The 25,209-nt window shown below is 37.7% G+C and carries 24 protein-coding genes and 1 other annotated feature; of the genes, 19 read left to right on the top strand and 5 right to left on the bottom strand.

Annotated features, from left to right (window positions below; translation table 11 throughout):
• The first annotated feature begins 144 nt into the window (after positions 1-144).
• Complete coding sequence (locus tag M3225_RS23930; RefSeq protein WP_251398579.1) at positions 145-396, top strand: hypothetical protein; 252 nt, start codon at positions 145-147, stop codon at positions 394-396.
• Between the two features lie 28 nt (positions 397-424).
• Here the strand turns inward: M3225_RS23930 and M3225_RS23935 are convergent, their stop codons facing one another.
• A complete protein-coding gene (locus M3225_RS23935; protein ID WP_251398582.1) occupies positions 425-1,318 on the bottom strand; it encodes a helix-turn-helix domain-containing protein in 894 nt (297 codons plus the stop codon).
• Positions 1,319-1,654: 336 nt separating this feature from the next.
• On the opposite strand from M3225_RS23935, the gene M3225_RS23940 reads away from it, so the two are divergent.
• Together M3225_RS23940 and galT are read left to right on the top strand one after the other, a co-directional pair.
• The gene (locus M3225_RS23940) at positions 1,655-2,833 is read left to right on the top strand and encodes a galactokinase (RefSeq protein ID WP_251398585.1); all 1,179 of its coding nucleotides are present in this window, start codon (positions 1,655-1,657) and stop codon (positions 2,831-2,833) included.
• A 30-nt stretch (positions 2,834-2,863) separates the two neighbouring features.
• The gene (gene galT / locus M3225_RS23945; RefSeq protein WP_251398588.1) at positions 2,864-4,387 is read left to right on the top strand and encodes a UDP-glucose--hexose-1-phosphate uridylyltransferase; all 1,524 of its coding nucleotides are present in this window, start codon (positions 2,864-2,866) and stop codon (positions 4,385-4,387) included.
• A 44-nt stretch (positions 4,388-4,431) separates the two neighbouring features.
• On the opposite strand, the gene M3225_RS23950 is transcribed toward galT, so the two are convergent.
• Positions 4,432-5,316 carry an NAD(P)-dependent oxidoreductase gene (locus M3225_RS23950; protein WP_251398591.1) on the bottom strand — a complete coding sequence of 295 codons (885 nt, stop codon included), beginning with the start codon at positions 5,314-5,316 and terminating at the stop codon, positions 4,432-4,434.
• Positions 5,317-5,528: 212 nt separating this feature from the next.
• Positions 5,529-5,717 (bottom strand): YjzD family protein, encoded by a 189-nt coding sequence (locus M3225_RS23955; RefSeq protein ID WP_013055400.1) that lies wholly within the window; start codon positions 5,715-5,717, stop codon positions 5,529-5,531.
• Between the two features lie 209 nt (positions 5,718-5,926).
• Between M3225_RS23955 and M3225_RS23960 the strand changes: the two genes are divergently transcribed.
• The 3 genes from M3225_RS23960 (at position 5,927) to M3225_RS23970 (ending at position 8,006) form a co-directional block, all read left to right on the top strand.
• Positions 5,927-6,667 (top strand): alpha/beta hydrolase, encoded by a 741-nt coding sequence (locus tag M3225_RS23960; RefSeq protein WP_251398594.1) that lies wholly within the window; start codon positions 5,927-5,929, stop codon positions 6,665-6,667.
• Between the two features lie 181 nt (positions 6,668-6,848).
• Positions 6,849-7,733, top strand: coding sequence for an NAD-dependent epimerase/dehydratase family protein (locus M3225_RS23965; RefSeq protein ID WP_251398597.1), 885 nt, complete (start codon positions 6,849-6,851; stop codon positions 7,731-7,733).
• A gap of 78 nt (positions 7,734-7,811) precedes the next feature.
• Positions 7,812-8,006, top strand: a complete 195-nt coding sequence (locus M3225_RS23970) for a ComZ family protein (RefSeq protein ID WP_251398599.1) — start codon at positions 7,812-7,814, stop codon at positions 8,004-8,006.
• Positions 8,007-8,034: 28 nt separating this feature from the next.
• Here M3225_RS23970 and M3225_RS23975 read toward each other — a convergent pair whose 3' ends face one another.
• Positions 8,035-8,235, bottom strand: a complete 201-nt coding sequence (locus M3225_RS23975; RefSeq protein ID WP_045291919.1) for a hypothetical protein — start codon at positions 8,233-8,235, stop codon at positions 8,035-8,037.
• Between the two features lie 256 nt (positions 8,236-8,491).
• Between M3225_RS23975 and M3225_RS23980 the strand changes: the two genes are divergently transcribed.
• The 9 genes from M3225_RS23980 (at position 8,492) to M3225_RS24020 (ending at position 18,572) form a co-directional block, all read left to right on the top strand.
• Entirely contained in the window at positions 8,492-9,430 is a 939-nt protein-coding gene (locus M3225_RS23980; protein WP_251398601.1) for a beta-ketoacyl-ACP synthase III, read from the top strand.
• Between the two features lie 39 nt (positions 9,431-9,469).
• A complete protein-coding gene (gene fabF, locus M3225_RS23985; protein ID WP_251398603.1) occupies positions 9,470-10,711 on the top strand; it encodes a beta-ketoacyl-ACP synthase II in 1,242 nt (413 codons plus the stop codon).
• Positions 10,712-10,816: 105 nt separating this feature from the next.
• Positions 10,817-11,590: a DUF2268 domain-containing protein gene (locus M3225_RS23990; RefSeq protein WP_251398605.1), complete on the top strand. Its 774-nt coding sequence runs from the start codon at positions 10,817-10,819 to the stop codon at positions 11,588-11,590.
• A 226-nt stretch (positions 11,591-11,816) separates the two neighbouring features.
• Entirely contained in the window at positions 11,817-12,839 is a 1,023-nt protein-coding gene (locus M3225_RS23995; protein WP_251398607.1) for an ABC transporter ATP-binding protein, read from the top strand.
• Positions 12,839-13,822, top strand: coding sequence for an ABC transporter ATP-binding protein (locus tag M3225_RS24000; protein ID WP_048021971.1), 984 nt, complete (start codon positions 12,839-12,841; stop codon positions 13,820-13,822). The genes M3225_RS23995 and M3225_RS24000 overlap by 1 nt, the downstream gene beginning before the upstream one ends.
• 43 nt (positions 13,823-13,865) lie before the next feature.
• Positions 13,866-15,602 (top strand): oligopeptide ABC transporter substrate-binding protein, encoded by a 1,737-nt coding sequence (gene opp4A / locus M3225_RS24005; protein WP_251398609.1) that lies wholly within the window; start codon positions 13,866-13,868, stop codon positions 15,600-15,602.
• A 28-nt stretch (positions 15,603-15,630) separates the two neighbouring features.
• Positions 15,631-16,596 carry an oligopeptide ABC transporter permease gene (gene opp4B / locus M3225_RS24010; RefSeq protein WP_251398611.1) on the top strand — a complete coding sequence of 322 codons (966 nt, stop codon included), beginning with the start codon at positions 15,631-15,633 and terminating at the stop codon, positions 16,594-16,596.
• Positions 16,597-16,607: 11 nt separating this feature from the next.
• On the top strand, positions 16,608-17,522 hold the full coding sequence (gene opp4C / locus M3225_RS24015) for an oligopeptide ABC transporter permease (RefSeq protein ID WP_013081753.1): 915 nt from the start codon (positions 16,608-16,610) through the stop codon (positions 17,520-17,522).
• A gap of 300 nt (positions 17,523-17,822) precedes the next feature.
• Positions 17,823-18,572: a YjbA family protein gene (locus tag M3225_RS24020; protein ID WP_013055412.1), complete on the top strand. Its 750-nt coding sequence runs from the start codon at positions 17,823-17,825 to the stop codon at positions 18,570-18,572.
• Positions 18,573-18,600: 28 nt separating this feature from the next.
• Here M3225_RS24020 and trpS read toward each other — a convergent pair whose 3' ends face one another.
• On the bottom strand, positions 18,601-19,587 hold the full coding sequence (gene trpS / locus M3225_RS24025) for a tryptophan--tRNA ligase (protein ID WP_251398613.1): 987 nt from the start codon (positions 19,585-19,587) through the stop codon (positions 18,601-18,603).
• A 79-nt stretch (positions 19,588-19,666) separates the two neighbouring features.
• Positions 19,667-19,871: a binding site (T-box leader), on the bottom strand.
• 665 nt (positions 19,872-20,536) lie between these two features.
• Between trpS and M3225_RS24030 the strand changes: the two genes are divergently transcribed.
• The 4 genes from M3225_RS24030 to M3225_RS24045 all read left to right on the top strand — a co-directional run bounded on the left by M3225_RS24030 (position 20,537) and on the right by M3225_RS24045 (position 25,209).
• A complete protein-coding gene (locus M3225_RS24030; RefSeq protein ID WP_251398615.1) occupies positions 20,537-22,168 on the top strand; it encodes a peptide ABC transporter substrate-binding protein in 1,632 nt (543 codons plus the stop codon).
• 95 nt (positions 22,169-22,263) lie between these two features.
• Positions 22,264-23,199, top strand: coding sequence for an ABC transporter permease (locus tag M3225_RS24035; RefSeq protein ID WP_251398773.1), 936 nt, complete (start codon positions 22,264-22,266; stop codon positions 23,197-23,199).
• Positions 23,200-23,206: 7 nt separating this feature from the next.
• Positions 23,207-24,124: an ABC transporter permease gene (locus M3225_RS24040; protein WP_251398617.1), complete on the top strand. Its 918-nt coding sequence runs from the start codon at positions 23,207-23,209 to the stop codon at positions 24,122-24,124.
• Between the two features lie 14 nt (positions 24,125-24,138).
• Positions 24,139-25,209 (top strand): ABC transporter ATP-binding protein, encoded by a 1,071-nt coding sequence (locus M3225_RS24045; RefSeq protein ID WP_251398619.1) that lies wholly within the window; start codon positions 24,139-24,141, stop codon positions 25,207-25,209.

The raw sequence follows: 25,209 nt of genomic DNA on the forward strand, positions 1-25,209 counted from the left end.
GAATTCTCCTTTTAAAATAAATAAAAAGAAATGAAAGAAAAATACATGAAGGCTAAGCGTAAAAACTTATTCAGTTTTAGGTTGTAGAATATATCTAATTCATTTATGATAATACAAAATGGGCAAAGGAGCATGAATGAGCACATGAAGGACCGTATAGAGCTTATATATGACGAAGCATACGATTTTATAGATCAGGCATTAACTAAAATAAGAACGCTAGATAAAAATAATCTTCAAGCTGAAAATGAAGAAGTGCAGGAGAAGGCAGAACGGACAGAGTTTGCACTTCAAGCCGCACGAGATATTTTAGAAAATATGATTATCCCGGGTAAAAAATTGACTTTTATTTACGAAAAAGGTTCTGTGGTAGTAGAAATCCCTGATAAAAAATAAAGACGACTTCCTTTTATGGCAGTCGTCTTTATTTTGGTAATGCAAAGTGCTCATCAATGGATGCATCACTTTTTCGATATTGCCCGGGCGTCATATTGGTTGTTTTGCGAAACACTTTTGTTAAATAATTAGCATTTGCATAGCCAACGTTTTCAGCGATTTCTTCGATTGAATACTTGGTTTGATGCAACAGCTCGGCCGCTTTTTGAATGCGAAGCTTCGTTAAATATTGAATAGGCGTAATCCCTGTTGTTTGTTTGAATAACCGGCTAAAATGATAGCGAGATAAATGAGCTGCATCTGCCATTTCATCCGGACCGATTTCTTCATGATAATGATTACGTGCAAATAAAATAGAGCTAATGATACTTTCTGGCCAGTCTTCTGTAAAACTGTCCATGCTTTTAATATATTGATACAGCTCCATTACAAAGCGGTAAGATAAGCTTGAGGCGTGAAATGGATCCGCTATATGCTTTTCACTTGCCCGCTTATATATTTTAGCAAGCAGCTGAACAGGTGCTGATTCAGGGTGAAACCGAATTACAGGGGAGTGGGTCGACTGAATATAGTCCCAGCATTTTTGTACTTCATCTCCGTATAATGTAAGAAAAATAAACTCCCAGTTTTCACTTTCCTTTGGTAAGTAATAGCGATAATTTCCAGGTATATTGACGATGAATGCTTTCCCAGCATCCACTTTATATTCTTGTCCATCTATCTCAATCATCCCGTACCCAGAGACCGTGTATTGAAAAATATATTTCCCTACGTCTTTTCGCTGATTTCCGCTCCAGTTATAAAGGGGAGAGAAAACTTCATCCCACCCAACCGACCAAAGCTGCGCAACTTCGTTTGTGCGGGATTCTAAAAACCTGTATGCGTACGTTGAATATTCTTGAGCTTGGAAATGTGAGAGCAAATTTTCACCTTCTTTTTGAAATAAAGTAGCACTTAATTCTTACTTTAACGTAATCGCTTTCATTTTTCTATAATTTTTTGAAAATATCGTGATTATTTTTAGTGAATGTCTCTAAATCTATTATTTTCTTATAATTTGCAAGTCACGGCTTACATGAAGATAACACCTTTTGCACAAGAATAGTTCATCATCAATTGAAAAGAATCATTTTTAAAGTGATGAGCAAAAAAGTACCGATTATCGATAGTAATTTTACCATTGAGGCCAGGAAATTTGGACTTTACAATGTACATATGAATCCGTTTCCAAAAAACTACTTAAAATAGGTGATAATAAATGCTGGAAAAATTAATCGAAGAGTTCAAACAAATATTTCATTCGTCAGAAACTATTCGCTGCTTTTTTGCGCCAGGACGTGTCAATTTAATTGGAGAACATACTGATTATAATGGAGGGCATGTTTTTCCTTGTTCATTGAGTATAGGAACGTATGCGGTAGTGCAAAAACGTCATGATCGAAAAATACGTATGTACTCTAAAAATTTCTCTGAAGTAGGCGTTATTGAATCCTCTTTAGAGCAATTAACGTACATAACCGAGGATGATTGGGCTAATTACCCAAAAGGAGTAATGGACACCTTTAAAAAGCACGGATATGATCTTCCTTTTGGTTTTGATATCTTGTTTTTCGGCAACATTCCTAACGGAGCAGGGCTTTCATCGTCAGCATCAATTGAGTTAGTCACGTGCGTACTTTTAAATAAAATTCTTGAGTTGAATATTGGTATGATGGACCTTGTAAAAATTGCGAAGCAAGCTGAAAATGAATTTATCGGCGTAAGCTGCGGTATTATGGATCAGTTTGCGATTGGAATGGGGAAGGAAAATCAAGCCGTATTGTTAAACTGTCAAACTCTTGAATACCATTATAGCCCGCTGCAATTAACAGATGCTGTGCTCGTTATTTCTAATACAAATAAACGAAGAGGGCTAGCTGATTCAAAATACAATGAACGCCGCATGGAGTGTGAAAGAGCGCTGTCAGATTTGCAAACTTCACTTTCCATTGATTCACTTGGTGATTTAACCAAAGAGCAATTTGAAAAGCATAAATCTTTGATACAAAACGAAGTAGATTATAAGCGCGCTAAACATGCGGTATATGAAAATGAACGCACAAAAGAAGCGGTTGCTAAATTGCAAAATGGCGATTTAAAAGGCTTTGGTCAATTGATGAATGAGTCGCACCGTTCGCTGCGAGATGACTATGAAGTAAGTGGAAAAGAACTAGATGCTCTCGTAGAAGCAGCTTGGTTGCAAGAAGGCGTGATTGGATCACGCATGACGGGTGCAGGCTTTGGCGGCTGTACAATCAGTATCGTAAAAAAAGCACAGGTTGATAGATTTATTGAGCAAGTAAAAGACGCCTATTATAAGCAAACGAGTTTAGAAGCTGAATTTTATGTGGTCACGGTTGGAGAAGGAGCGCGTGAACTCACATTAGAAGCAGTATAAAAGAAAACAGATAGAGAAAGGAACGAGTGTATGTCAGTCAACATTCATGAAGAAATCACCCGACTTATTCAATATGGTTTACAAAAGAATCTATTAACAAAATGGGATATAGATGTGGTGAGGAATAAACTGCTGGAAGTGTTAAGACTCGATGAATGTATCCTGGTAGAAGTCAAAGAAGAACGTCTGGAACATCCAGCTGCTATTTTAGACAACATGCTTGATTGGGCTGCAGAAAACAATCGAATCGCCGAGAATTCTATCACCTATAGAGATTTATTCGATACCAAAATAATGGGGTGCTTTGCAAGCATGCCTTCAGAGGTTAATCGAACATTTTATGATCACTATCAACAAAGCCCTCAAAAAGCCACAAGCTACTATTATAAGCTGTCAAAAGACATTCACTATATTCGCAGAGATCGAATTGCTAAAAACGAAAGATGGGTAACAAACACTGATTTTGGAGAACTTGAAATTACCATTAATTTATCTAAGCCGGAAAAAGATCCAAAAGCAATTGCAGCAAGCAAATCATTGAAGGAAAGCAACTACCCGCTGTGCCTTCTCTGTAAAGAAAATGCTGGTTATGCAGGTCGCATTAACCACCCAGCTCGTCAAAATCACCGGATTATTCCTGTGGAATTGCAAGAAGAGCTGTGGTACATGCAGTTTTCACCTTATGTTTACTATAATGAACATGCCATTGTTTTTGCGAGCGAGCATACACCCATGCATATTTCAAAGCAAACGTTTAAGCGGCTGCTTGCCTTCGTTGAACAATTTCCACATTATTTTTTAGGGTCAAATGCAGATCTACCAATTGTAGGAGGATCTATTTTAACTCATGATCACTTTCAAGGAGGCTATCATGAGTTTCCTATGGCTAAAGCAAAAATAAATAAATTGTTCTCTCTTAAAGCGCATCCAGACGTGAAAGCTGGAATTGTTCATTGGCCGATGTCGGTCGTTCGTCTTCAAAGTTCGCACCTTTCACCATTAGTGGAAGCAGCGGATTTTATTTTGAAGAAATGGAAATCATATAGTGATCAAAGCGCTGATATTTTAGCTTTTACAGGTCAAACTCCTCACAATACGGTTACGCCTATTGCTAGGAAAAGAGGAGATTTGTACGAATTAGATTTAGTACTGCGAAACAATCGAACAAACAGCAAGCATCCAGATGGCATTTATCATCCGCATGCAGAAGTTCATCATATAAAAAAAGAGAATATAGGTTTAATCGAAGTAATGGGGCTTGCGGTTTTACCCGGTCGTTTGAAAGACGAAATGAGTTTAGTTGCCAAAGGATTAGTTCAGAATAACCTGAGCGAGTTAGCCAGCAAGCATGATCAAGCGAAAAAACACGTGAAGTGGGCTGAACAAATCAAGAAAAAGTATCCACATATTGAAGCGGAAAATGTGCAAAGCATTCTTCAACAAGAGCTTGGGTTTGTCTTTGCGACTATTTTAGAACACGCGGGTGTTTTTAAACAAAATACTGAAGGACAGCTTGCATTCAGCCGCTTTATGAACTCGTTAAATGAAGAGTAAATCATTAATAAAAAAACAGGCAGCTCGTAATGAGCTGCCTGTTTTTATACAGTTAGTGCGTGCTGTTTTAAAAGGGTATACAGACCCTGTGTTCCTTTATTATCATCGCCTTGTTTTTCGAGCTGTTCATAAAGCGATTTTGCTAATTTTAACCCTGGTGTATATAGCTCCATTTCTTCAGCTGATTCAATGGCAATCTTCATATCTTTAATAAAGTGTTTAATATAAAAACCTGGTTCGAAGTCTCCTTTAATCATGCGAGGAGCTAAATTGCTTAACGACCAGCTTCCCGCTGCGCCTGTTTCAATACTTTTTAGAACGGTATTTGGATTTAATCCGGCTTTTTCAGCATAAAGTATAGCTTCGCATACACCCATCATATTAGAGGCGATAGCAATTTGATTGCACATTTTTGTATGTTGACCAGCACCAGCGCTTCCTTGAAGAACGATATTTGTCCCCATTTTTTCAAGAATAGGCGTAACGGCAGAGAATGCTTCAGAATCGCCTCCTACCATAATCGCTAATGTTGCTTTCTGAGCCCCAATATCTCCTCCTGAAACAGGAGCGTCAAGCGCATGAATATGCTTCTCTTTTGCCGCTTGATAAATCTCACGAGCAAGTATAGGGCTTGATGTCGTCATATCAATTGTATAGCAGCCTTTCTTTGCATTATGTATAATGCCATCTTTTCCTAAATAAATCTCTTTTACATCGTGAGGGTAGCCTACCATTGTGATAATAACATCAGATTGTTCGGCCACTTCTTGAACTGTTTCTTTCCATTTGGCCCCTTTTTCAAGTAATACTTGAGCACGAGTTTTTGTTCGTGTATAAACAAGGACTTCATGTCCCGCGTCAATTAAATGTCCAGCCATGCTTTGACCCATAACGCCTGTTCCGATAAAACCAATTTTTTCTTTAGTCACAACAGCATTCACTCCTAAAGTTAATAGTTTGATTATTCTAAAATTATATAGTTAAAGTTTGGGATAATCAATGATTCCGACTATATATAAATGTAGAAAAGTACTCTCAGTCATGCGTCTTGAATACGAGTTAACAAAAGAAAGTACTGAGATTATTGAGTAATGTCTATGCCAAAAGATAAAAAAAGCGCTGGCTTTACAGCCAACACTTTTTAGTGGTGATTATTTGCTGGTTTATTCGGTACACCCAGTTCTCCAATCAAAATTACAACTAGCGTGAAAACTACTCCAAGGATGGAAGCGGTTGCGAAACTGTAAGTACCGCCCGTCATTGCAGAGATTACGTACACTGCCATATTCATTAGTAAAAAGCCCCAAACAAAAGCCATTACGACACGCATTCAATTCACCTCGTTTACAGTACAGTTTGATTTCATTTTAGCATATAGCAGTCAAATAAGAAATTGAATTTTTTATGAATAAATAAGGGGCGTGTTCCCATGCAGAAACAAAAGAGCAATAAGTTAGAAATAGGCATTATTCTAGTGCGCTTTTTGATGGTTTTATCATACACTGTATGGAACAACTAGTAAGTTACGGAGGAAGAGCTATGATACATCGACGCTTTTTTAGCTTAGATACGCAATGGAATGTCGTACATGTCCCTGAACGACCGAATGGTTTCGGTGTGTTAGTATTGGGTGATAAAGATCATTTTGTTGAAAGTTCAACTAGCTTATGGATTCAGCACGGCGGAAGATCACAGCTGTTGCAATGTTTACAAGATGAAGGATACACAGTATTTTATTCCAATTTATATGGCCGGCATTGGGGGTCTCCTGAAGCATATCACCTTGCAAAACAACTTTATCATTTAGTAATGAAACAAGAAATTTTGAATAAACGAATTCATATTTTAGCTGAAGGAATGGGGGCCCTGTTAGCGCTACAGCTAATGGAAAATGACGGGAATACGTTCATTCGATCAGTTGGTTTATTAAATCCATGTATTGATCTTCATACGCATGCAGAACATGAAAAAAACAATAAATTCTTTTATAAACAATTCGCGAAGGACTTGACTCAAGCTTATAAAGTGGAGCGGAAGCAAGTATCAAAGCTAATTAAGGAGTACCCTTCTGTTACAGAATTAAAATCAACGCTGCCCGTGAAGATATGGACCGCGCCTAATGCCTCTACTCATTATCCAATTGCACACAGCAAAAAATATGAACTACATCGTGAAGAACTTCACTCTCCGATTATGCTTTCACTTTATTTGCCGGAAAAAAACTATCTGTTTGAACGGTCTCTTCTCCAATTTTATAAACAGCATGAAAAAGTGTTATAAGCGAAGCTTCTATGATTATACATATCATAGGGGCTTTTTGTATAAGAGATAAAAGAAAAAAAGAGTTCATGATGCTTTCACAGATGAACTTCTTTGAAATAAGGAATGAGTACTCTCTATAACTATAGGGCTTGAAGCTTTTTGTTGAATAAATGATGAATGAAGAATTGGAGGAAGCGATATGGGAAATGTAGTAGTAATAGGGGTAAACCGCTTTATTGGTTTTCATTTATGTATGGCTTTTTTAGACGAAGGTACAGAAGTAAAAGGATATACACATTCTGCTCATAAAGAAGAAGATGATTTGCAGGAAGAGATGAAATTTTTCTTAGGGCGAAACGCTAATTATGTATCGACTGAAGTAGGAGATTCATTAGATATGATTACCTCAGAAACGGATATTGTCTACTTTACGTACTTTGATGGAGGAGATTTTTATCATCCTGATTTTTTAAGACAAAAAATGCAAAAAGCGCAGCAAGTGCTCATTCAAGCGCTTAACAAATGCCGTCAATTCAATATTCGATTTGTGTTTGTTTCTACCATGCGTGTATTTGGAGACCAGCAGCGAAAGATTGAAGAAACAACGGTTCCAGCACCGGACAGTAGTGAAGGAAGGCTATACGTTCATTTTGAGCGAATGATAGAAAAATATAAAGATGGTGGATGGCCCATTATGATTGTCAGAACGCCGACTCTTTACGGACCTTGGCAGCCTTTGTCAATGTGCTATTCTAAAAATATTGCAGGGTACGAAGAGGCTTTTAACGTTATGGAAGGCACAGATTTTATTGTTTATATTGACGACGCCGTCAGTGCACTTAGACGCTGTAAAACCGCTGGATATTCATACGAAGTGGTTCATTTAGTTGAAGAAAAGCTACAGCCTTGGAGTGCAGGAGCGAACATTACTCATATGGATGTGAAGGAAGAAGTGGCTCAAGAAAAATATGAAATCAGCAGGAAAGCGAAAGAACTGCTGCATTTTTCTTCAAGAGTAACGGCTAAAGAAGGAATTTATCTGCAAAAAAAACATATGAGAACATTCTTTTTACCTCTTCATTAAAAAGGAGAAAGTTGTACTTATAGAATAGATTCGCTAATATAAGGAGGAATAAATGTTTTTAATAAAGGAGATTTCACTATGGAAGAGCAAAATATGCAATTCATGCAAATTGCAATGAAGTATTTGCCAGAAGCAAAGCAGATCTTAGATGAAACAGGCGTTGAGTTATCAATGGAACATGTACAGCCGGTATTGACATTACTAACAAAAGTAATGAACGACGCCTATGAGCTTGGCAAGCAAGATGCGTTAGCTGGAAATGAAAACAACTAAAGAAAACAGCTCGGTAGAATCCGAGCTGTTATTTTTGTTTGGAAAATAAATCGACTAAAGGGGCAAACTGTTTAAGAAGAGGAGCTAGTTCTTCGACGGCGAGTACAATTTCATCGATTTGTTTAAATAATCGTTCCCACTCCTCCCGCTCTCTTTCTTCTCTTGATTTTCTGCGCCCAGCTCCAAACATAAAATCAGAAAAAGCTTCATTTCTTTGTCTTCTTGCCATGATACTCATTCCTTTCACTATTTTAATGGTGGGTAAGTTCTTACCTAATGTCCCATACTAGAATAAGAGGGACCCGTATGATTACTATATGTAGCATGATAGATACCTGAGTAGGACGAACACCTATATAGACAAAAAATAAAAAATGAAGTAAAATTAGTACCAACTCATAATAATTGATTATATAATCGATAAATGAAATGACGGATATAGGTTTTATAGGAATATAAGCCTTTTATTTAAAGGAGAGGTTGATATGAACGCTGGTGTTCTAGGAATTGGACGTTATGTACCAGAGAAAGTTGTAACAAATTTAGATCTTGAAAAAGTAATGGATACGTCAGATGAGTGGATTCGTACGCGCACAGGTATTCAAGAGCGCCGAATTGCAGCCGATAACGAGGACACATCTGATTTAGCTTATAAAGCAGCAGTTGAAGCTTTACATAAAGCTAACGTCGAAGCAGAAGATATTGACATGATCATTGTTGCTACGGTAACGCCAGATCAACCGTTTCCTACAGTATCATGTATGCTACAAGAAAGATTGGGAGCAAAAAAAGCAGCTTCTTACGATGTGAGTGCAGCATGTGCAGGATTTATGTACGGCATGATTACAGCTAAGCAATTTATTGAAACCAATGCTTACAAGCATATATTAGTGGTCGGTGTAGAAAAGCTTTCTAAGATTACAGATTGGGACGACCGTAACACGGCTGTTTTATTCGGAGACGGAGCAGGTGCAGTTGTAATGGGACCTGTATCAGAAGGACGAGGTATTTTATCCTTTGAATTAGGATCCGACGGCACAGGAGGCAAGCACTTGTATCAAAATGAGCTTGATCATATTGTAATGAACGGACGCGAAGTATTTAAGTTTGCTGTTCGACAGATGGGGGAATCTGCTGTTAATGTAATTGAAAAAGCAGGTTTAACAAAAGAGGATGTTGATTTTCTTGTACCTCATCAAGCGAATATTCGTATTATGGAAGCTGCAAGACAGCGATTAGATTTGCCTGAAGAAAAAATGTCTAAAACAATCCAATACTACGGCAATACATCAGCAGCATCGATTCCAATTTCAATTGTTCATGAGCTTGAAGCAGGGAAAATTCAAGATGATGATTTAATTGTAATGGTTGGCTTCGGAGGCGGCTTAACATGGGGAGCTATTGCTATTAGATGGGGAAAATAACACTACATTTTTAAAGCAACTGAAGGAGATGAATGTACGATGAATAAAAAACGTGTAGTTGTAACAGGACTTGGTGGGCTTACACCAATTGGAAATGACGTAGAAACAGCTTGGAAAAACGCAGTAGCAGGTGTATCTGGCGTTGGTCCTTTAACAAGACTAGATGCAGATGAATTCCCGGCTAAAGTAGCGGCTGAAGTAAAAGATTTTAATGTGGAAGATTTTATTGACCGCAAAGAGGCTCGTAAGATGGATCGCTTTACTCAATATGCAATGGTAGCTGCAATGGCGGCTGTTAAAGATGCTGATTTGACTATTACAGAAGAAATTGCTCCAAACGTCGGCGTTTGGATTGGTTCTGGAATTGGCGGTATGGAAACGTTTGAAAATCAATACTCAACGTTATTAGAAAAAGGTGCTCGCCGTGTAAGTCCATTCTTCATTCCGATGATGATTCCTGATATGGCAACAGGACAAGTTTCCATTGCTTTAGGGGCGAAAGGAGTGAACTCTTGTACGGTAACGGCATGTGCAACAGGTACAAACTCCATTGGTGATGCGTTTAAAGTAATTCAACGCGGAGATGCAGACGTGATGGTTACGGGCGGTACGGAAGCGCCAATCACGCGTTTATCTATTGCTGGTTTCTGTGCGAATAAAGCACTTTCTACAAATCCAGATCCTGCAACAGCATCTCGTCCGTTTGATAAAGACCGCGACGGCTTCGTTATGGGAGAAGGTGCGGGTGTTATTGTGCTTGAAGAGCTTGAGCATGCATTAGCACGCGGCGCACGTATTTATGCTGAAATTGTGGGCTATGGTTCAACAGGAGATGCTCATCATATCACAGCGCCAGCTCCAGGAGGAGAAGGCGGCGTTCGTGCAATGCGCCATGCGATTGAAGATGCAGGCCTACAGCCAAGTGATATTGATTACATCAACGCTCACGGTACAAGTACAGGATACAATGATAAATTTGAAACAATGGCTATTAAAGAAGTGTTTGGTGACCACGCTCAAAAAGTAGCAATTAGTTCAACAAAGTCAATGACTGGACACTTGCTAGGAGCTGCTGGAGGAGTAGAAGCTATTTTTAGTGTGAAAGCAATTCAAGACGGTATTCTTCCTCCAACAATTAACTATCAAACACCTGATGAAGAGTGCGATTTAGACTACATTCCAAACAAAGCGCGTAAACAAGAAGTAAATGCGGTGCTAAGCAATTCACTTGGTTTTGGCGGTCACAATGCAACGATCATCTTTAAAAAATACGAAGCATAATGAAAAATTCTAGGCTGATGCCTAGAATTTTTTTATTTTTAATAACCAAAAGAGTAGCTGTGAACATATCATGAAACAAAAGGATGAAGAAAGTGAGGGAAAAACATGCCGATTGTTTCAACTTCTACTTGGACGGAGCCGAAAGAAATAAGCCGTTATCTTGCGCGCTACTTTAAGAAATTAAAAGAAAAAGAATATATGGAATTACTTTTTAACTATGGAATGTGTCCGCCTTCTTTAATGTTTATAAAAGAATTAGAAGAAATGAAGAAAAGACAGGTTTGGAAGAAAGCTAAAGCCCATTACGAGAAGCTTAAAAAAGCATGGAATGGGCCGGACGTATCGGTGCTAGTGCTTCCAAGCAATCCTAGAAATCGAAAAATGCAGCGTGAATTTAACGGAAGAGCAGGTGTCGCTTTTACCGATAAATTATTTGTTTTTATGACAAGTCATACATCTGATGAAGAAATGTTAGCGGTGCTTACTCATGAATACCATCATGTTTGCAGGCTAAAAGCCATTAATAAGTCTGATGAAACGATCACCTTGTTAGACGCTATGATGATGGAGGGGTTAGCTGAAAGAGCTGTAGAGGAGTATTGTGGTAAAAAGCATTTAGCTCCGTGGACAAATTATTATACGATTGAAGAAGCAAAAAAAATGTGGGAAAAGTATGTTAAACCTTATTACAACCTGTGTGCTGACGAAAAAAAATATGATCAACTATTATTCGGCCAAAATTGGTATCCAGAAATGATGGGCTACAATATCGGCTATCATCTTGTTACTTCATGTATGAAGCCCCAAATTTTAACGACTACACAGCTGCTTCCTCTTAGCACCAATACTATCTTAAAAAAATCTGCGTTCCAACTGTAAAAAAACAAGTGCTATATACCTAAAATGAAAAATAGTGAATTTTATCCTATTTCCAACAAAAAATTAGGAGGTTTATGCGTTAAAGTGCTGAAGAGATATTCAGAAATTATTATTTTCAAAATAAAAAATATAGTTAATTTTCAAAATATATTGATTTTGTAATGAAATTGTAATAATATCTTATTCAAATATAACAATTTTTAGAAAAATGAGGTGTGCACTATAAATGGATAAAAAGCCCTTCGAATCGACACCTTTACTAGAAGTTAAAAATTTACAAACTGCTTTTTCTATTAATGATTCCTGGCATAATGCTGTGGACGACGTGTCGTTTCAAGTCGGACGAAAGCGAATTGTAGGAGTTGTAGGGGAATCTGGCTGTGGAAAAAGCGTGTTGTCTTTATCCGTTATTGGACTATTACCTAAAGTAAATAGTCAAATTAGAAGCGGAAGCGTTTTATTTAATGGGAAGAACCTTACGCACTTATCAGAAGATGAAATGAATGATGTTCGGGGAAAAGACATTTCAATGATTTTCCAAGAGCCGATGACATCTCTTAATCCTGTGTTAACCATTGGGTATCAGCTGCAGGAAGTATTGTTTAACCACATGAATATATCGAAAGCTGAAGCGCGTGAAAAAAGCATTGCGCTTTTAAAAAGCGTTGGTATTTCGAGATCTGAAAAGCTCATCGATGAATATCCGCATCAGCTGTCAGGAGGAATGAGGCAGCGTGTCATGATTGCCATGGCGGTAGCTTGTCAGCCCAAACTTTTAATTGCTGATGAGCCGACAACAGCCTTAGATGTTACGGTTCAAGCTCAAATTTTAGAATTGTTAAAAGAAATTCAAGAAAGCAATGATATGTCTATTATAATGATTACACATGATTTAGGAGTAGTTGCTGAGATGTGTGATGAAGTGATCGTCATGTATGGTGGGAAAATTGTTGAGCATACAGATGTTGATACGTTATTTTATGCCCCAAAACATCCGTACACGAAAGCGCTTCTTCACTCAATTCCACGCATGGAAGATGATGTAGAAGTATTGAATACGATCAAAGGAATTGTGCCTTCTCTTGTAAACATGCCGCGGACAGGCTGTCGTTTCGTTAACCGCTGTCCTCATGCAATGGAAGACTGCAGTTCTGTTACGCCTGTTCTTCGCCCGGATTCACAGGGGCATGACGTCGCATGTCTGCTGTATGAAAATAGCTATCCGTCAAAAGGAGTGAAGACAAGCTAATGACTAAAGCGGTGAAAGATGTATTGCTAGAAGTTCAACATTTAAAAACCTATTATCCTATTCACGGCGGATTTTTCCGAAAGAAAATTGGTGATGTAAAAGCAGTTGACGGTATTTCTTTTGCTATCCGAAAAGGTGAAACGCTCGGGCTGGTAGGAGAATCTGGATGTGGAAAATCCACGGCAGGAAGAACGATTCTGAGGCTGTTGGAACCAACTAGCGGAAAAATTATTTTCGATGGTAAAGATATCACAGAAGTAAAAGGGACTTCTCTCCGTAAAATCAGACAAGATTTCCAAATGGTTTTTCAAGATCCCTATGCTTCCCTCAATCCAATGCAAATGGTTGGAGATGTTATTTCTGAACCAATTCGGAATTTCACAGGAAAATCAACCAATCAATTAAAATCAGAAGTTATGAATCTACTTACAAAAGTAGGGTTACCGGAAGATGCATACTATAAATATCCTCACGAATTTTCCGGTGGACAGCGTCAGCGTATTGGAATTGCACGTGCACTTGCACTTCGTCCAAAACTTATTATTGCTGATGAACCGGTATCCGCACTCGACGTTTCTGTCCAATCACAAGTTTTAAACCTTCTTAAAGAACTTCAACAAGAATTCGATCTAACCTTTTTATTTATTGCCCATGATTTGAGTGTTGTTAAACATATGAGTGACCGTATCGGTGTTATGTACCTAGGTGGTTTAGTGGAAATTGCAGATAAGAAAAGTCTATATGCAGAGCCATTGCACCCTTATACGCAAGCGCTTGTATCGGCTATACCTGAACCAGATCCACGAAAGAAAAAACAGCGTATTATTTTACAGGGAGATGTGCCAAGTCCAATTGATCCACCAAAAGGCTGTGCGTTTCATCCTCGCTGTATACATGCAATGGCAGAGTGCAGCCAAACAAAACCTGCCTTAAAGGAGGTGAGACCTGGCCATCAAGTAGCTTGCCATTTATATAACTCGTAAAAGCTACATACGAACAGATTATTAGTTAAATAGGGGGAACGTCATGATGAAAAAGAAATCGTTTTTATCACTTGTTTCCGTTTTGCTTGTGCTATCGCTTTTTCTAGCGGCATGCAGCGGTGGAAGCAGTTCTTCATCTTCTAGTAAAGAAGGCGGAGAAATAAAAACTGAAGGTGCAAAAACAGACAAGCCAAAAGATGGCGGAACGATTACGTATGGGATTGACGGAGCGCCGGAAGGGCTTTTTGAGTATGCGTTGTATGGTAGTGCATATGATAGCCAAATCTTAGAATTTATCAATGAAGGGCTCTTTACCTATGATAAGAAATTAAAGATTAAATCTGACTTAGCTACTTGGGACGTGAGTGGTGATAAACTAACTTACACGTTTAAATTAAAAAAGGGCATTAAGTGGCATAACGGAGATCCGTTAACTGCAGATGATTTTAAATATACGTATGAAACGATTGCCGATAAAGATTATACAGGTCCACGCTATGTAAACGTTGAGCATATTAAAGGCGCTCAAGAATATCACGACGGCAAAGCGGATTCTATTTCTGGAGTTGAAGTAGTAGATCCGCAAACATTTAAAGTAACGTTTAAAGAAGTTCGTGTAAATAACTTAGACAATCTATGGCCGTATCCAATGCCGAAAAAGTACTATGAAGGAATTGCTGTAAAAGATCTTGCAGAGTCCAAACAAGTTCGTAAGGAGCCAATTGGTGTTGGACCGTTTAAAGTGAAAAAAGTGGTAGCAAGTGAATATGTCCAAATGGAGCGTAATGATGATTATTGGAAAGGTAAGCCTCATCTTGATGGCGTTGTTGTAAAAGTACTGGATCCATCTGTTTCCGCTGGAGCATTGAAAAAAGGTGATGTAGACATTATGGATGTTCGTCCAGCTGATTTAGGGCAAGTTGAAAAAGCAGAAAACTTAGACTTTTTGGAAGGGAAATCAACTAGTTATTCGTATATTGGTCTACGATTTGGACATCGTGATCAAAAGACTGGTAAAAACGTAGATGATTACGATAAGTTCAAAGACCTAAAACTTCGTCAAGCATTGCTTTATGCAATAGATAGAAAAGCAATGGTAAAAGCATTTATGAACGATAAAGCGGTTGTTTCTAATACAGTTATTCCGTCTGTATTCTGGATTGCTGCCGACCAAAAAGATTTAACAAATTACAAGTATAGTCCAGAAAAAGCTAAAAAATTATTAGCCGAAGCTGGTTATAAAGATAAGAATAATGATGGTTTTGTAGAAGATCCAAACGGAAAACCATTTACGATCTCATTCGGTCACTATGCTGGTCCAGCCAACTTCGAGGGTCGTGCGAAGGCTATTATGCAAGCATGGAATGATATTGGTATTAAAACAAAATTAGCAACGGGTTCACTTGTTGAATTTAACTTGTACAATGAAATGAAAGATAACGACGATAAGGTGTTAGAAGCGTTCTTTGGTTCTTGGGACACTGGTTCAGATCCAGACCCTACAGGATTATGGAGCTCTAATGCTGAATGGAACTATGGACGTTGGGTAAATAAGGAATCTGACCAAATGCTTAAAGGCGGTTTAAGTGAAAAATCATTTGATGATAAATACCGTAAAGATGTATATGTAAAATGGCAAAAATTCTTTAATGAGCAGCTGCCAGCACTTCCTTTATGGGAAAATATCAATATTTATGCTGTGAATAAGCGTGTGAAAAACGTAACTCTAGATCCATCAACGGTAGTTGTAGATCCGGAGAAATGGTCTGTAACGGAATAAGTATTTTACATGTAAAGGAGAGTCAACGATGCTGCAATACTCACTAAGACGTATTTTAGGGATGATTCCAATGTTGATTCTGATCTCCTTTGTTGTGTTTTCCCTGGCAAAAATGATGCCAGGGGACCCTTTTGGGGGAGAAATCAACCCTAGTAATACAGATCCAAAATACATTGAGGAAATGCGTGATAAGCTAGGATATAACGATCCTATCTACGTTCAATATTGGAACTGGGTAAAGGGAGTGGCACAAGGAGATTTAGGAAAGTCAACAACTCATAAGTTACCGACATTAGATATTATTTTAGAGCGTATGCCTAATACCATCTTTTTAGCTTTGACTTCGCTTTTGATTACGTATGTGTTTGCATTTATTTTAGGTATGTATGCAGGAAGAAAACCGTATACCTTAGCAGATAACTTTATTGCAGGATATAATTACTTTGCATTAGCGGTTCCATCGTTTATCGCAGGGATCGTAGGCATTTATTTATTTTCCTTTCAGTTAGGTTGGTTTCCATTTAGCGGTTCTGTTGAAGTAGGATTGAAAGAGGGCTCATGGGAATTTATTCAAAGTAGAATTCATCACGTTATATTACCTGCGCTGATTCTTGGCTTGATGTCGACCGCGCAGTACACCCAATTTTTGCGTAATGATATTATTGAAAACAGTCGCAAAGATTTTGTACGCACAGCTAGAGCGAAAGGGACAAAAGAATCTAAAATTTATAATGTTCATATCTTACGCAACTCAATGATTCCGCTTATTACGTTTTTAGGGTTTGATCTTGTGACAATCATTAGCGGTTCTATCATCACAGAGACGATCTTTACGTATCCAGGAATAGGAAAGTTGTTTGTTGACTCTGTAGCAACTCGTGACTATTCAGTTATGATGTCGCTTACAATGCTGTTTTCAATTTTAACACTGGTTGGGAATCTGATTGCTGATTTGTTATACGGCGTAGCAGATCCGCGTATTCGTTTGGATTAGGAGGAGAAAGTATGGAAATTGTAACGAAAAAAGATGTACAGCCAGAAGTGAATATGAAAGCTCCTAAAAACCTTTCTCCATGGGCGATTGCGCGAAAGAAGTTTGTTAAAAATAAATTAGCCATGATAAGTTTAGCTTTCATGATTGTGATTACGCTTCTTGCCATTTTTGCACCGCTGCTTACAAAAGCAGATATTACACGTATCGACTATATGGCGATGAATGCAGCGCCTTCTAGTGAGCATTGGTTTGGAACGGATACAAATGGGCGAGACGTATTTGCACGTACACTGTATGGGGGAAGAACTTCGTTACTGATTGGAGTTGCTTGTACAACACTCGTTATTTTAATCGGAACTCTTATTGGTTCGATTGCGGGTTATTACGGAGGCAAAGTGGATCAATTCTTAATGCGTTTTACAGACTTTGTATTAAACTTTCCGCTAATTGTTTTCGTTGTAGTGTTAAATACAATCCTAATTGGGAAGATCTCAGGCGTTTGGACGCTAATTCTAGTTGTTAGTTTCTTAAGCTGGGGAAGTACGGCACGGCTGGTTCGAAGCAAAGTCTTGGCTGAAAAAGAAAATGAATATGTGCTTTCAGCTGTTTCCATTGGGTGCAGCCCGTTTAAAATTATCTTTAAACATTTGCTGCCAAATGTGTTTTCAACGATTGTGGTTCAAGCCAGTTTGCAGATGGCCATTCTTATTGTATTTGAGTCAGCGATTAGCTTTATCGGCTTTGGCGTGCCGGCTGATACGCCGAGCTGGGGGAATATGCTGACAGAAGCAAGGGAATCAGATGTGCTGCAGAATAAGCCTTGGATGTGGGTTCCGCCAGGTTTAGCTATTACATTTACGATCCTAGCTATCAACTTCATTGGTGAAGGATTAAAAGATGCTTTGAATCCAAAATCTCTTCGTTAAAAATCTATCACAAAAGTGTGATAGATTTTTTTAGGTTTGTCAGACCTCCTGACAAACCTATTATTATAGAAGAAACTCGGATTTTTTGTTGCTTATAGGGTTGGAAATAGTTCATGAAGCCTTTAACAATCATTAGCAACGCCGTTATGTCTTAGCTTCGAAATAAGTGCATTTGAATAATAGCCAAGAACAAAGGCATTTTGTAATTAATTTTTAGAAAAATAACATCATTTGGAATAAAAATTCCTTTCTCTGCCTATACTGATGGATAACAAACAGATAGTAAGTGAGGGGTAAATTATGCTATATCTTCATGATGTATGGGTTAATTGGTTTGAAGGCGAAGAAAACGGTTATAATGTGTGTCATTTCCATGAGTGGAGAAAAGACGATTGTGTAGAACTGCTCGATCAAGCACCATTATTAAAAGTAAATCCGCTTTTATTTCATTACATTGAAAATGATCTTTCCGAGCTACCTCAACAACTACTACAAGATGTCTATCAGAAAGCATACATTCGGAAAAATCATGAACGCACACAGGTTGAATATTGTTTTATCGTTACAGATGGAACGAATATTTTAGCAATTGACACGATGGGGTATCATATTCCGATTCGAAAAAGCCGCTTAATTCCAAGACAAGAACAGTTAGTCTATGAGATGATTGCGGACCAAGAAGAGCTAGAATATAAGTTCAGTGAAGACGAGCTAAATAAAAAAGAGCATCATATTCTTTCGCCGTCTCCTGAAACGATGAGAGGACTAACACGTAAAGAACGTCAGCTAAAACAGCTGTTATTTATGGCACTTGATCAGCTACATACAACAAAAAATACAGCTCAAATCCGCTACTGGTACACAGAGTGGAATCCAACGAAATATGAAGACATTCAAGAGATGTCGTTTCAAGACGTATGGAATCAGCTATACGATGAAACGAAGTCAGGGTGGTCACCAAAACATAAATTATTATGCGAGCGCTTAGTAAAAGGACAACCTTTCTTTGAAAAACTTTGGGAAATTGAACAAGAGCCAAAAGTTAATTAAAAAAAACGACTGCATAGCAGTCGTTTTTTTAACGTTTACGGCCAATTCCCATTGCGTTTCGCATTTTGCGAAGCATTTTATTAGCTGTTGTGTTTGCTTTATCGGCACCTTGATCTAAAATATCATCTAGCTCGCTAGAATCAACTAATTCATAATATCTTTCTTGAATTGGAGCGAGTGCTTCAGCTACCACTTTAGCTGTGTCAGCTTTAAAGTCACCATAACCTTTGCCTTCGTACATTGCTTCAATGTCTTCGATCGATTTATTGGCTAAGATTGAATAAATACTTAATAAGTTTGAAATACCTGGCTTATTTTCTTTATCGTAGCGAACAATACCTTCTGAATCCGTTACGGCACTTTTAATTTTCTTTTCAATTGTTTTAGCGTCATCCAAGAGCGTAATGAAAGCTTTTTGGTTTGGATCGGACTTGCTCATTTTTTTCGTAGGATCTTGAAGAGACATGACGCGTGCGCCTACTTTTGGAATACGTACTTCAGGAATAGTGAAGATATCATTGTATTTTTTGTTAAAGCGCTCAGCTAAGTCACGCGTTAATTCTAAATGCTGCTTTTGATCTTCACCAACTGGAACTAAATCGGTGTTGTATAAAAGAATATCAGCTGCCATTAACGGAGGATAAGTTAATAATCCTGCTGATACTGCTTCTTTTCCAGCGGACTTATCTTTAAACTGAGTCATACGCTCAAGTTCACCGATATACGCTACGCACTGTAACATCCATCCCGCTTCTGTGTGGGCGGGCACTTCTGATTGAATAAATAAAGTTGATTTTGCTGGATCAATTCCTACTGCTACATACAGAGCAGCAAGGCTGCGAATGTTTTTACGAAGTGCTAAACGGTCTTGAGGCGTTGTAATTGCATGCTGATCTACAATACAAAAATGACAGTTATAGTCATTTTGAAGTTCAACAAATTGCTTCATCGCTCCAATGTAGTTACCTAAAGTGATTGTACCGCTTGGTTGAATACCTGAAAAAATTGTTTTCATCAAATCTTCCTTTCATCTGCACATATATGATGCTAGTTTAAGGATACAACATAAAAAGGCCCATTCGCTCCTAGCATAAGCTAGGGGCGAATGGACCGCGTTGCCACCCTAATTAGCACACATTATTGTGAACTATCTTTATTCATGTAACGTTGAGGTCAACGTTCAAGCTTTGCACTTGAAAGCTCCAAAGTCCATTCTGCAGGTTTCAATGTTTGTTCTCACCAGCCACAAACTCTCTAAAAATGAAAATTCTGCATACTACTCTTTTTCACAGCTTTAATTATATAGTTATTCGTTATTATAACGCGAAAAAGCAGGAATTTAAACATCTTATCGCTAAAAAGTTTTATAAGACAATTTACTGGAATTTTTCAGCGACAAAAAAAGACAAGAATCTTTTAATTAAAGCATTTCTTGATGAAAATTTGGTGTAGGATTTGGTAAAAATCTTTTATTTAGTATTTCTAATGACTTTGTAATACTATTGTAATACCTATACTACAAAAAAGATTTTAGACGTCTGACAAGTGGGCACAATCCTTATAAGATAAGGTTTTTTCCCTCATGATAAAAAAATACCATTAAATAATAGTATTGCAATAAATTTTTAAAATATTTATAATAGGCGTAACAAACATATTTTTTACAAAGGTATTACAATTTCTTGATTTTTCAGAAAACACAAAATAGAAAATGTTTTGTTTCAATTAGCGAATTTTGTAATGAATGAGTCTTCTACATATTAAGCGCATACATTGGATTTACAGCATGTAAACAATTGATGAGAGTTTCATAGGGTAGAAGAATAATTTTGCAGTGAGTTCTTTAATACTCTACCATACGAAAAAATAACTGATTATTTTGTATTGAAAGAGGATTAAGAAATTAGTGAATATCAAAAAATATGGTTGCCACACAAACAAAATTTAATAGGGGGTAACATGCAATGAAGAAAAGGTTGTCGATTCTTTTCAGTTTGCTGCTTGTAATGAGCTTGTTTTTAGCTGCATGTGGATTTAACAAAGAATCTGGTGGCAGTAGTAGCGGAGGCGATGATAGCGGAAAAGCTAAAAGCCAAGATCTGCGTGTGAATATCAAAACAGAACCGTTTTCTCTAAACCCAGGTTTAGCAAATGATAGTGTATCTGGTGCGGTTTTAAGACAAACTTTTGAAGGGTTAACTCGTCTAGGTAAAGATGGTAAGCCTGAAGAAGCAATGGCGAAAAAGATTGATGTAAGTGATGATGGATTAGTTTACACATTTAAATTAAGAGATGCTAAGTGGTCAAATGGTGACCCTGTAATAGCAAAAGACTTTGAATACGCTTGGAAATGGGCTTTAGATGCTAAAAATGAATCACAATATGCTGAACAGCTTTATTACATCAAAGGTGGAGAAGCTGCTAATAAAGGTACAGGAAGTATGGATGATGTTGGTATTAAAGTAGTAGATGATAAAACTTTACAAGTAACTTTAGAACATCCGACAACTTACTTTTTAGAGTTAACAGCTTTCTATACGTACTATCCGGTTGATAGTAAAGTTGTAGAAAAAAATCCTAAATGGTATACAAATGCTGGAGATAATTATGTAACAAATGGTCCTTTTAAAATGACTCAGTGGAAGCATAACGACAAAATTGTTTTAAAACCTAGCGAGAATTATTGGGACAAAGATGCCGTAAAATTAAAAAATATTGAAATGTATATGATTAACGATAATGCTACTGAGCTTTCTATGTTTGAAAAAGGTGAACTAGATTGGGCTGGTAACCCTGCGGGACAACTTCCTCAGGATGCAATTCCACAACTAAAAGATAAAGGAAATCTTCATGTTAACGTAAAAACAGGAACATATATGTACAAGTTTAACACTGAAGATAAAGCGTTAAGTAATGCTAACGTTCGAAAAGCTTTAGCTTATGCAATTAACCGTAAAGCAATTGTAGAAAATGTAACTAAAGCTGAACAAGTTCCAGCAACTGCTATGGTGCCTGCACAAGCATATGGTGAGAAGAAAAATAACTTATTTAAAGATAATGATGTAAAAAAAGCGAAAGAACTTTTAAACAAAGGTTTGAAAGAAATGGGATTGTCTAAACTTCCTCCAATTAAAATTTCTTATAACACAGACGAAGGGCATCAAAAAGTAGCACAAGCCGTTCAAGATATGTGGAAGAAAAATCTAGGTGTAGACGTCCAACTTAATAACCAAGAGTGGAACGTTTATATTGATGAATTAAATAAAGGAAATTTCCAAATTGGCCGTATGGGTTGGATAGCAGATTTTAATGATCCGATTACATTCTTAGAAATGTTCGAAGATAAAAACGGTGGAAATAATAACACATTCTGGGAAAATCCTAAATATCAACAGTTACTTGATCAATCTCGTAAAGAGCAGGATCCTAAAAAGCGTTATGATATCTTAAAGCAAGCAGAGAAAATCCTTATGACTGACATGCCTGCAGCACCAATTTACTATTATACAGATGCTTGGGTGCAGGATGAAGACTTGAAAGATGTAGTTTTGTCTTCAACTGGAGATATTCAGTTTAAATGGGCTCACTTTAAGTGAAAATAACAAGCTTTTAAGAGAAAGTATATGGGAGAAATCCCATATACTTTTCTGCTTGAATAAGTAGTGAATGTTAAATTATGGAGGTGTATATGATGGTCAAATATATAGGGAAAAGAGTAATCTATATGTTACTATCATTATTTTTAATTGTCTCAGCTACGTTTCTCTTGATGAGAGCCGCACCAGGAGGGCCATTTTCCGGAGAGAAAAAGCTTCCACCAGAGATTATTGCAAATTTAAATAAATTTTATGGTTTAGATCAACCCTGGTATATCCAATATGTAGATTATTTGAAATCTGTAAGTACTTGGGATTTTGGGCCTTCTTTTAAATATAAAGGTCAAACAGTTAACGATTTAATAAGCAGTGGATTTCCGGTTTCATTTATGCTAGGAATGGAAGCTATTTTAATAGCCCTAGCAATTGGGGTTGTTCTTGGTGTCTTCTCAGCCATGAAGCACAATAAATGGCAAGATTATGCTGCGATGGTTATTGCCGTTCTAGGCATTTCTGTACCAAGCTTTATTATGGCAACTCTTCTTCAATACACATTAGCAATGAAGTTAGACCTGTTTCCAGTAGCACGTTGGGAATCGTGGGCTCACACTGTTTTACCCGCATTAGCATTGGCTGCTACGCCTATGGCCTTTATTGCACGACTTACTCGTTCGAGTATGCTTGAAGTATTGAGCAATGACTATATGCGAACTGCTAAAGCAAAAGGGTTAAGTCGAGGGGCTATCATAATAAGACATGCAGTAAGAAATGCTATGTTACCGGTAGTTTCTTATTTAGGACCTTTAACTGCAGGGATTTTAACGGGTAGCTTTATTATTGAAAAGATTTTCGGAATTCCTGGATTGGGATTACATTTCGTTACTAGTATTACAAACCGGGACTACACAGTGATTATGGGAGTTACAGTATTTTATAGCATTCTGCTTCTAGCTTCAGTATTACTTGTAGATATTCTGTATGGTCTGATTGATCCACGCATTAAGTTAAGTGGTGGAAAGAAAGGGGCTTAATTAAATTATGCAACAGATTCCTAAAGACATGTTTGAACCAGCATCCGTAAATTTAAGTGAAGCAGAAAAGATTTCTAGACCAAGTTTATCTTTTTGGAAAGATGTAGGTTTGAGATTCAGAGAAAATAAATTGGCCATGTTTGGAGTGATCCTCCTAATACTAATTGTCTTTATGGCTATATTTGGACCCATGATGACCAAATATGATTATGCAACTAACGACTTAGTTAATGCTAACAAACCACCTTCATCAGAGCATTGGTTTGGAACAGATGATTTAGGTAGAGATGTATTTACAAGAACATGGGAAGGAGCTCGTATTTCTCTATTCATTGGTTTATCTGCAGCATTAATCGATTTATTTATCGGTGTAGTATGGGGCAGCATCTCCGGTTACCGCGGTGGACGGACAGACGAAGTAATGATGCGATTTGCCGATATCCTATACGGGGTTCCATACTTATTGCTTGTTATTCTATTAATGGTTGTATTTGATCAAGGTTTAGGAACTATGATTATAGCCATGACTCTAACTGGATGGATTAATATGGCTCGTATTGTTCGCGGTCAAGTAATGCAGTTAAAAAATCAAGAATATGTAATGGCTTCACAAACATTAGGCGCAAATACTAACAGAATTTTATTCAAGCATTTAATTCCTAACTCTATGGGTCAAATTTTAGTTACAATGACTTTAACCATTCCTTCAGCAATCTTTACAGAAGCATTTTTAAGTTACTTGGGACTAGGCGTTCCGGCACCGCTTGCAAGCTGGGGAACAATGGCTTCCGATGCTTTACCAGCTTTAGAGTACTATCCATGGAGGTTATTCTTCCCGGCTACGTTTATTTGCTTGACTATACTAGCATTTAATGTAGTAGGTGATGGGTTACGAGACGCGTTAGATCCAAAATTACGTAAGTAAGGAAGTGAACTTATATGTCACGTTTATTAGAAGTAAAAAATTTAGCTGTATCATTTAAAACATATGGCGGTGAAGTACAAGCCATTCGCGGCGTTAACTTCCACTTAAATAAAGGTGAAACACTAGCCATTGTTGGTGAATCAGGATCTGGTAAAAGTGTAACTTCACAAACGATCATGCGCCTTATTCCGATGCCTCCTGGCCAAATTAAAAGCGGTGAAATGCTGTTTGACGGTATTGATTTAGCTAAGAAAACGGATAAAGAAATGGAAGCCATTCGCGGTAAAGATATCGGTATGATCTTCCAAGATCCGATGACTTCTTTAAATCCGACGATGAAAGTTGGGGCTCAAATTGGTGAAGTTGTAATCAAGCATTCCAAAGTATCTAAAGCAGAAGCGAAAAAACGTGCAGTGGAGTTATTAACGCTTGTAGGTATTCCTTTTCCAGAACAGCGTATGAATCAATATCCGCATGAATTCAGCGGCGGGATGAGACAGCGTGTTGTCATTGCGATGGCTCTTGCTTCTAATCCGAAGCTATTGATCGCTGATGAACCAACAACGGCGCTTGATGTAACAATTCAAGCTCAAATTTTAGAGTTGATGAAAGACATTCAGAAAAAAACGGATACATCTATTATCTTTATTACCCATGATCTTGGTGTAGTAGCGAATGTAGCAGATCGAGTAGCCGTTATGTACGCTGGTCAAATTGTTGAAATGGGCGCAGTGGATGAAGTGTTTTACGATCCAAAACATCCGTATACGTGGGGACTACTAGCTTCTATGCCAAGCTTAGATAATGAGGCAGAAGAAGAGCTGGCTGCTATTCCTGGAACGCCGCCAGATTTAACTAATCCTCCAAAGGGAGATGCATTTGCAGCGCGAAATCCATACGCAATGAAAATTGATTTTGAGCAAGAACCTCCAATGTTCAAAATATCTGATACGCACTATGCGAAAACATGGCTGTTACATCCCGATGCACCAAAAGTAGAGCCGCCTGCTTCAGTTCAGCGTCGCATGCGTAAGGTTGATAATGTATACAGTACACCTATACTCGTAGCGAAGGATGGTGAATAA

The sequence above is a fragment of the Priestia aryabhattai genome (assembly GCF_023715685.1).
GTDB lineage: Bacteria > Bacillota > Bacilli > Bacillales > Bacillaceae_H > Priestia > Priestia aryabhattai_B.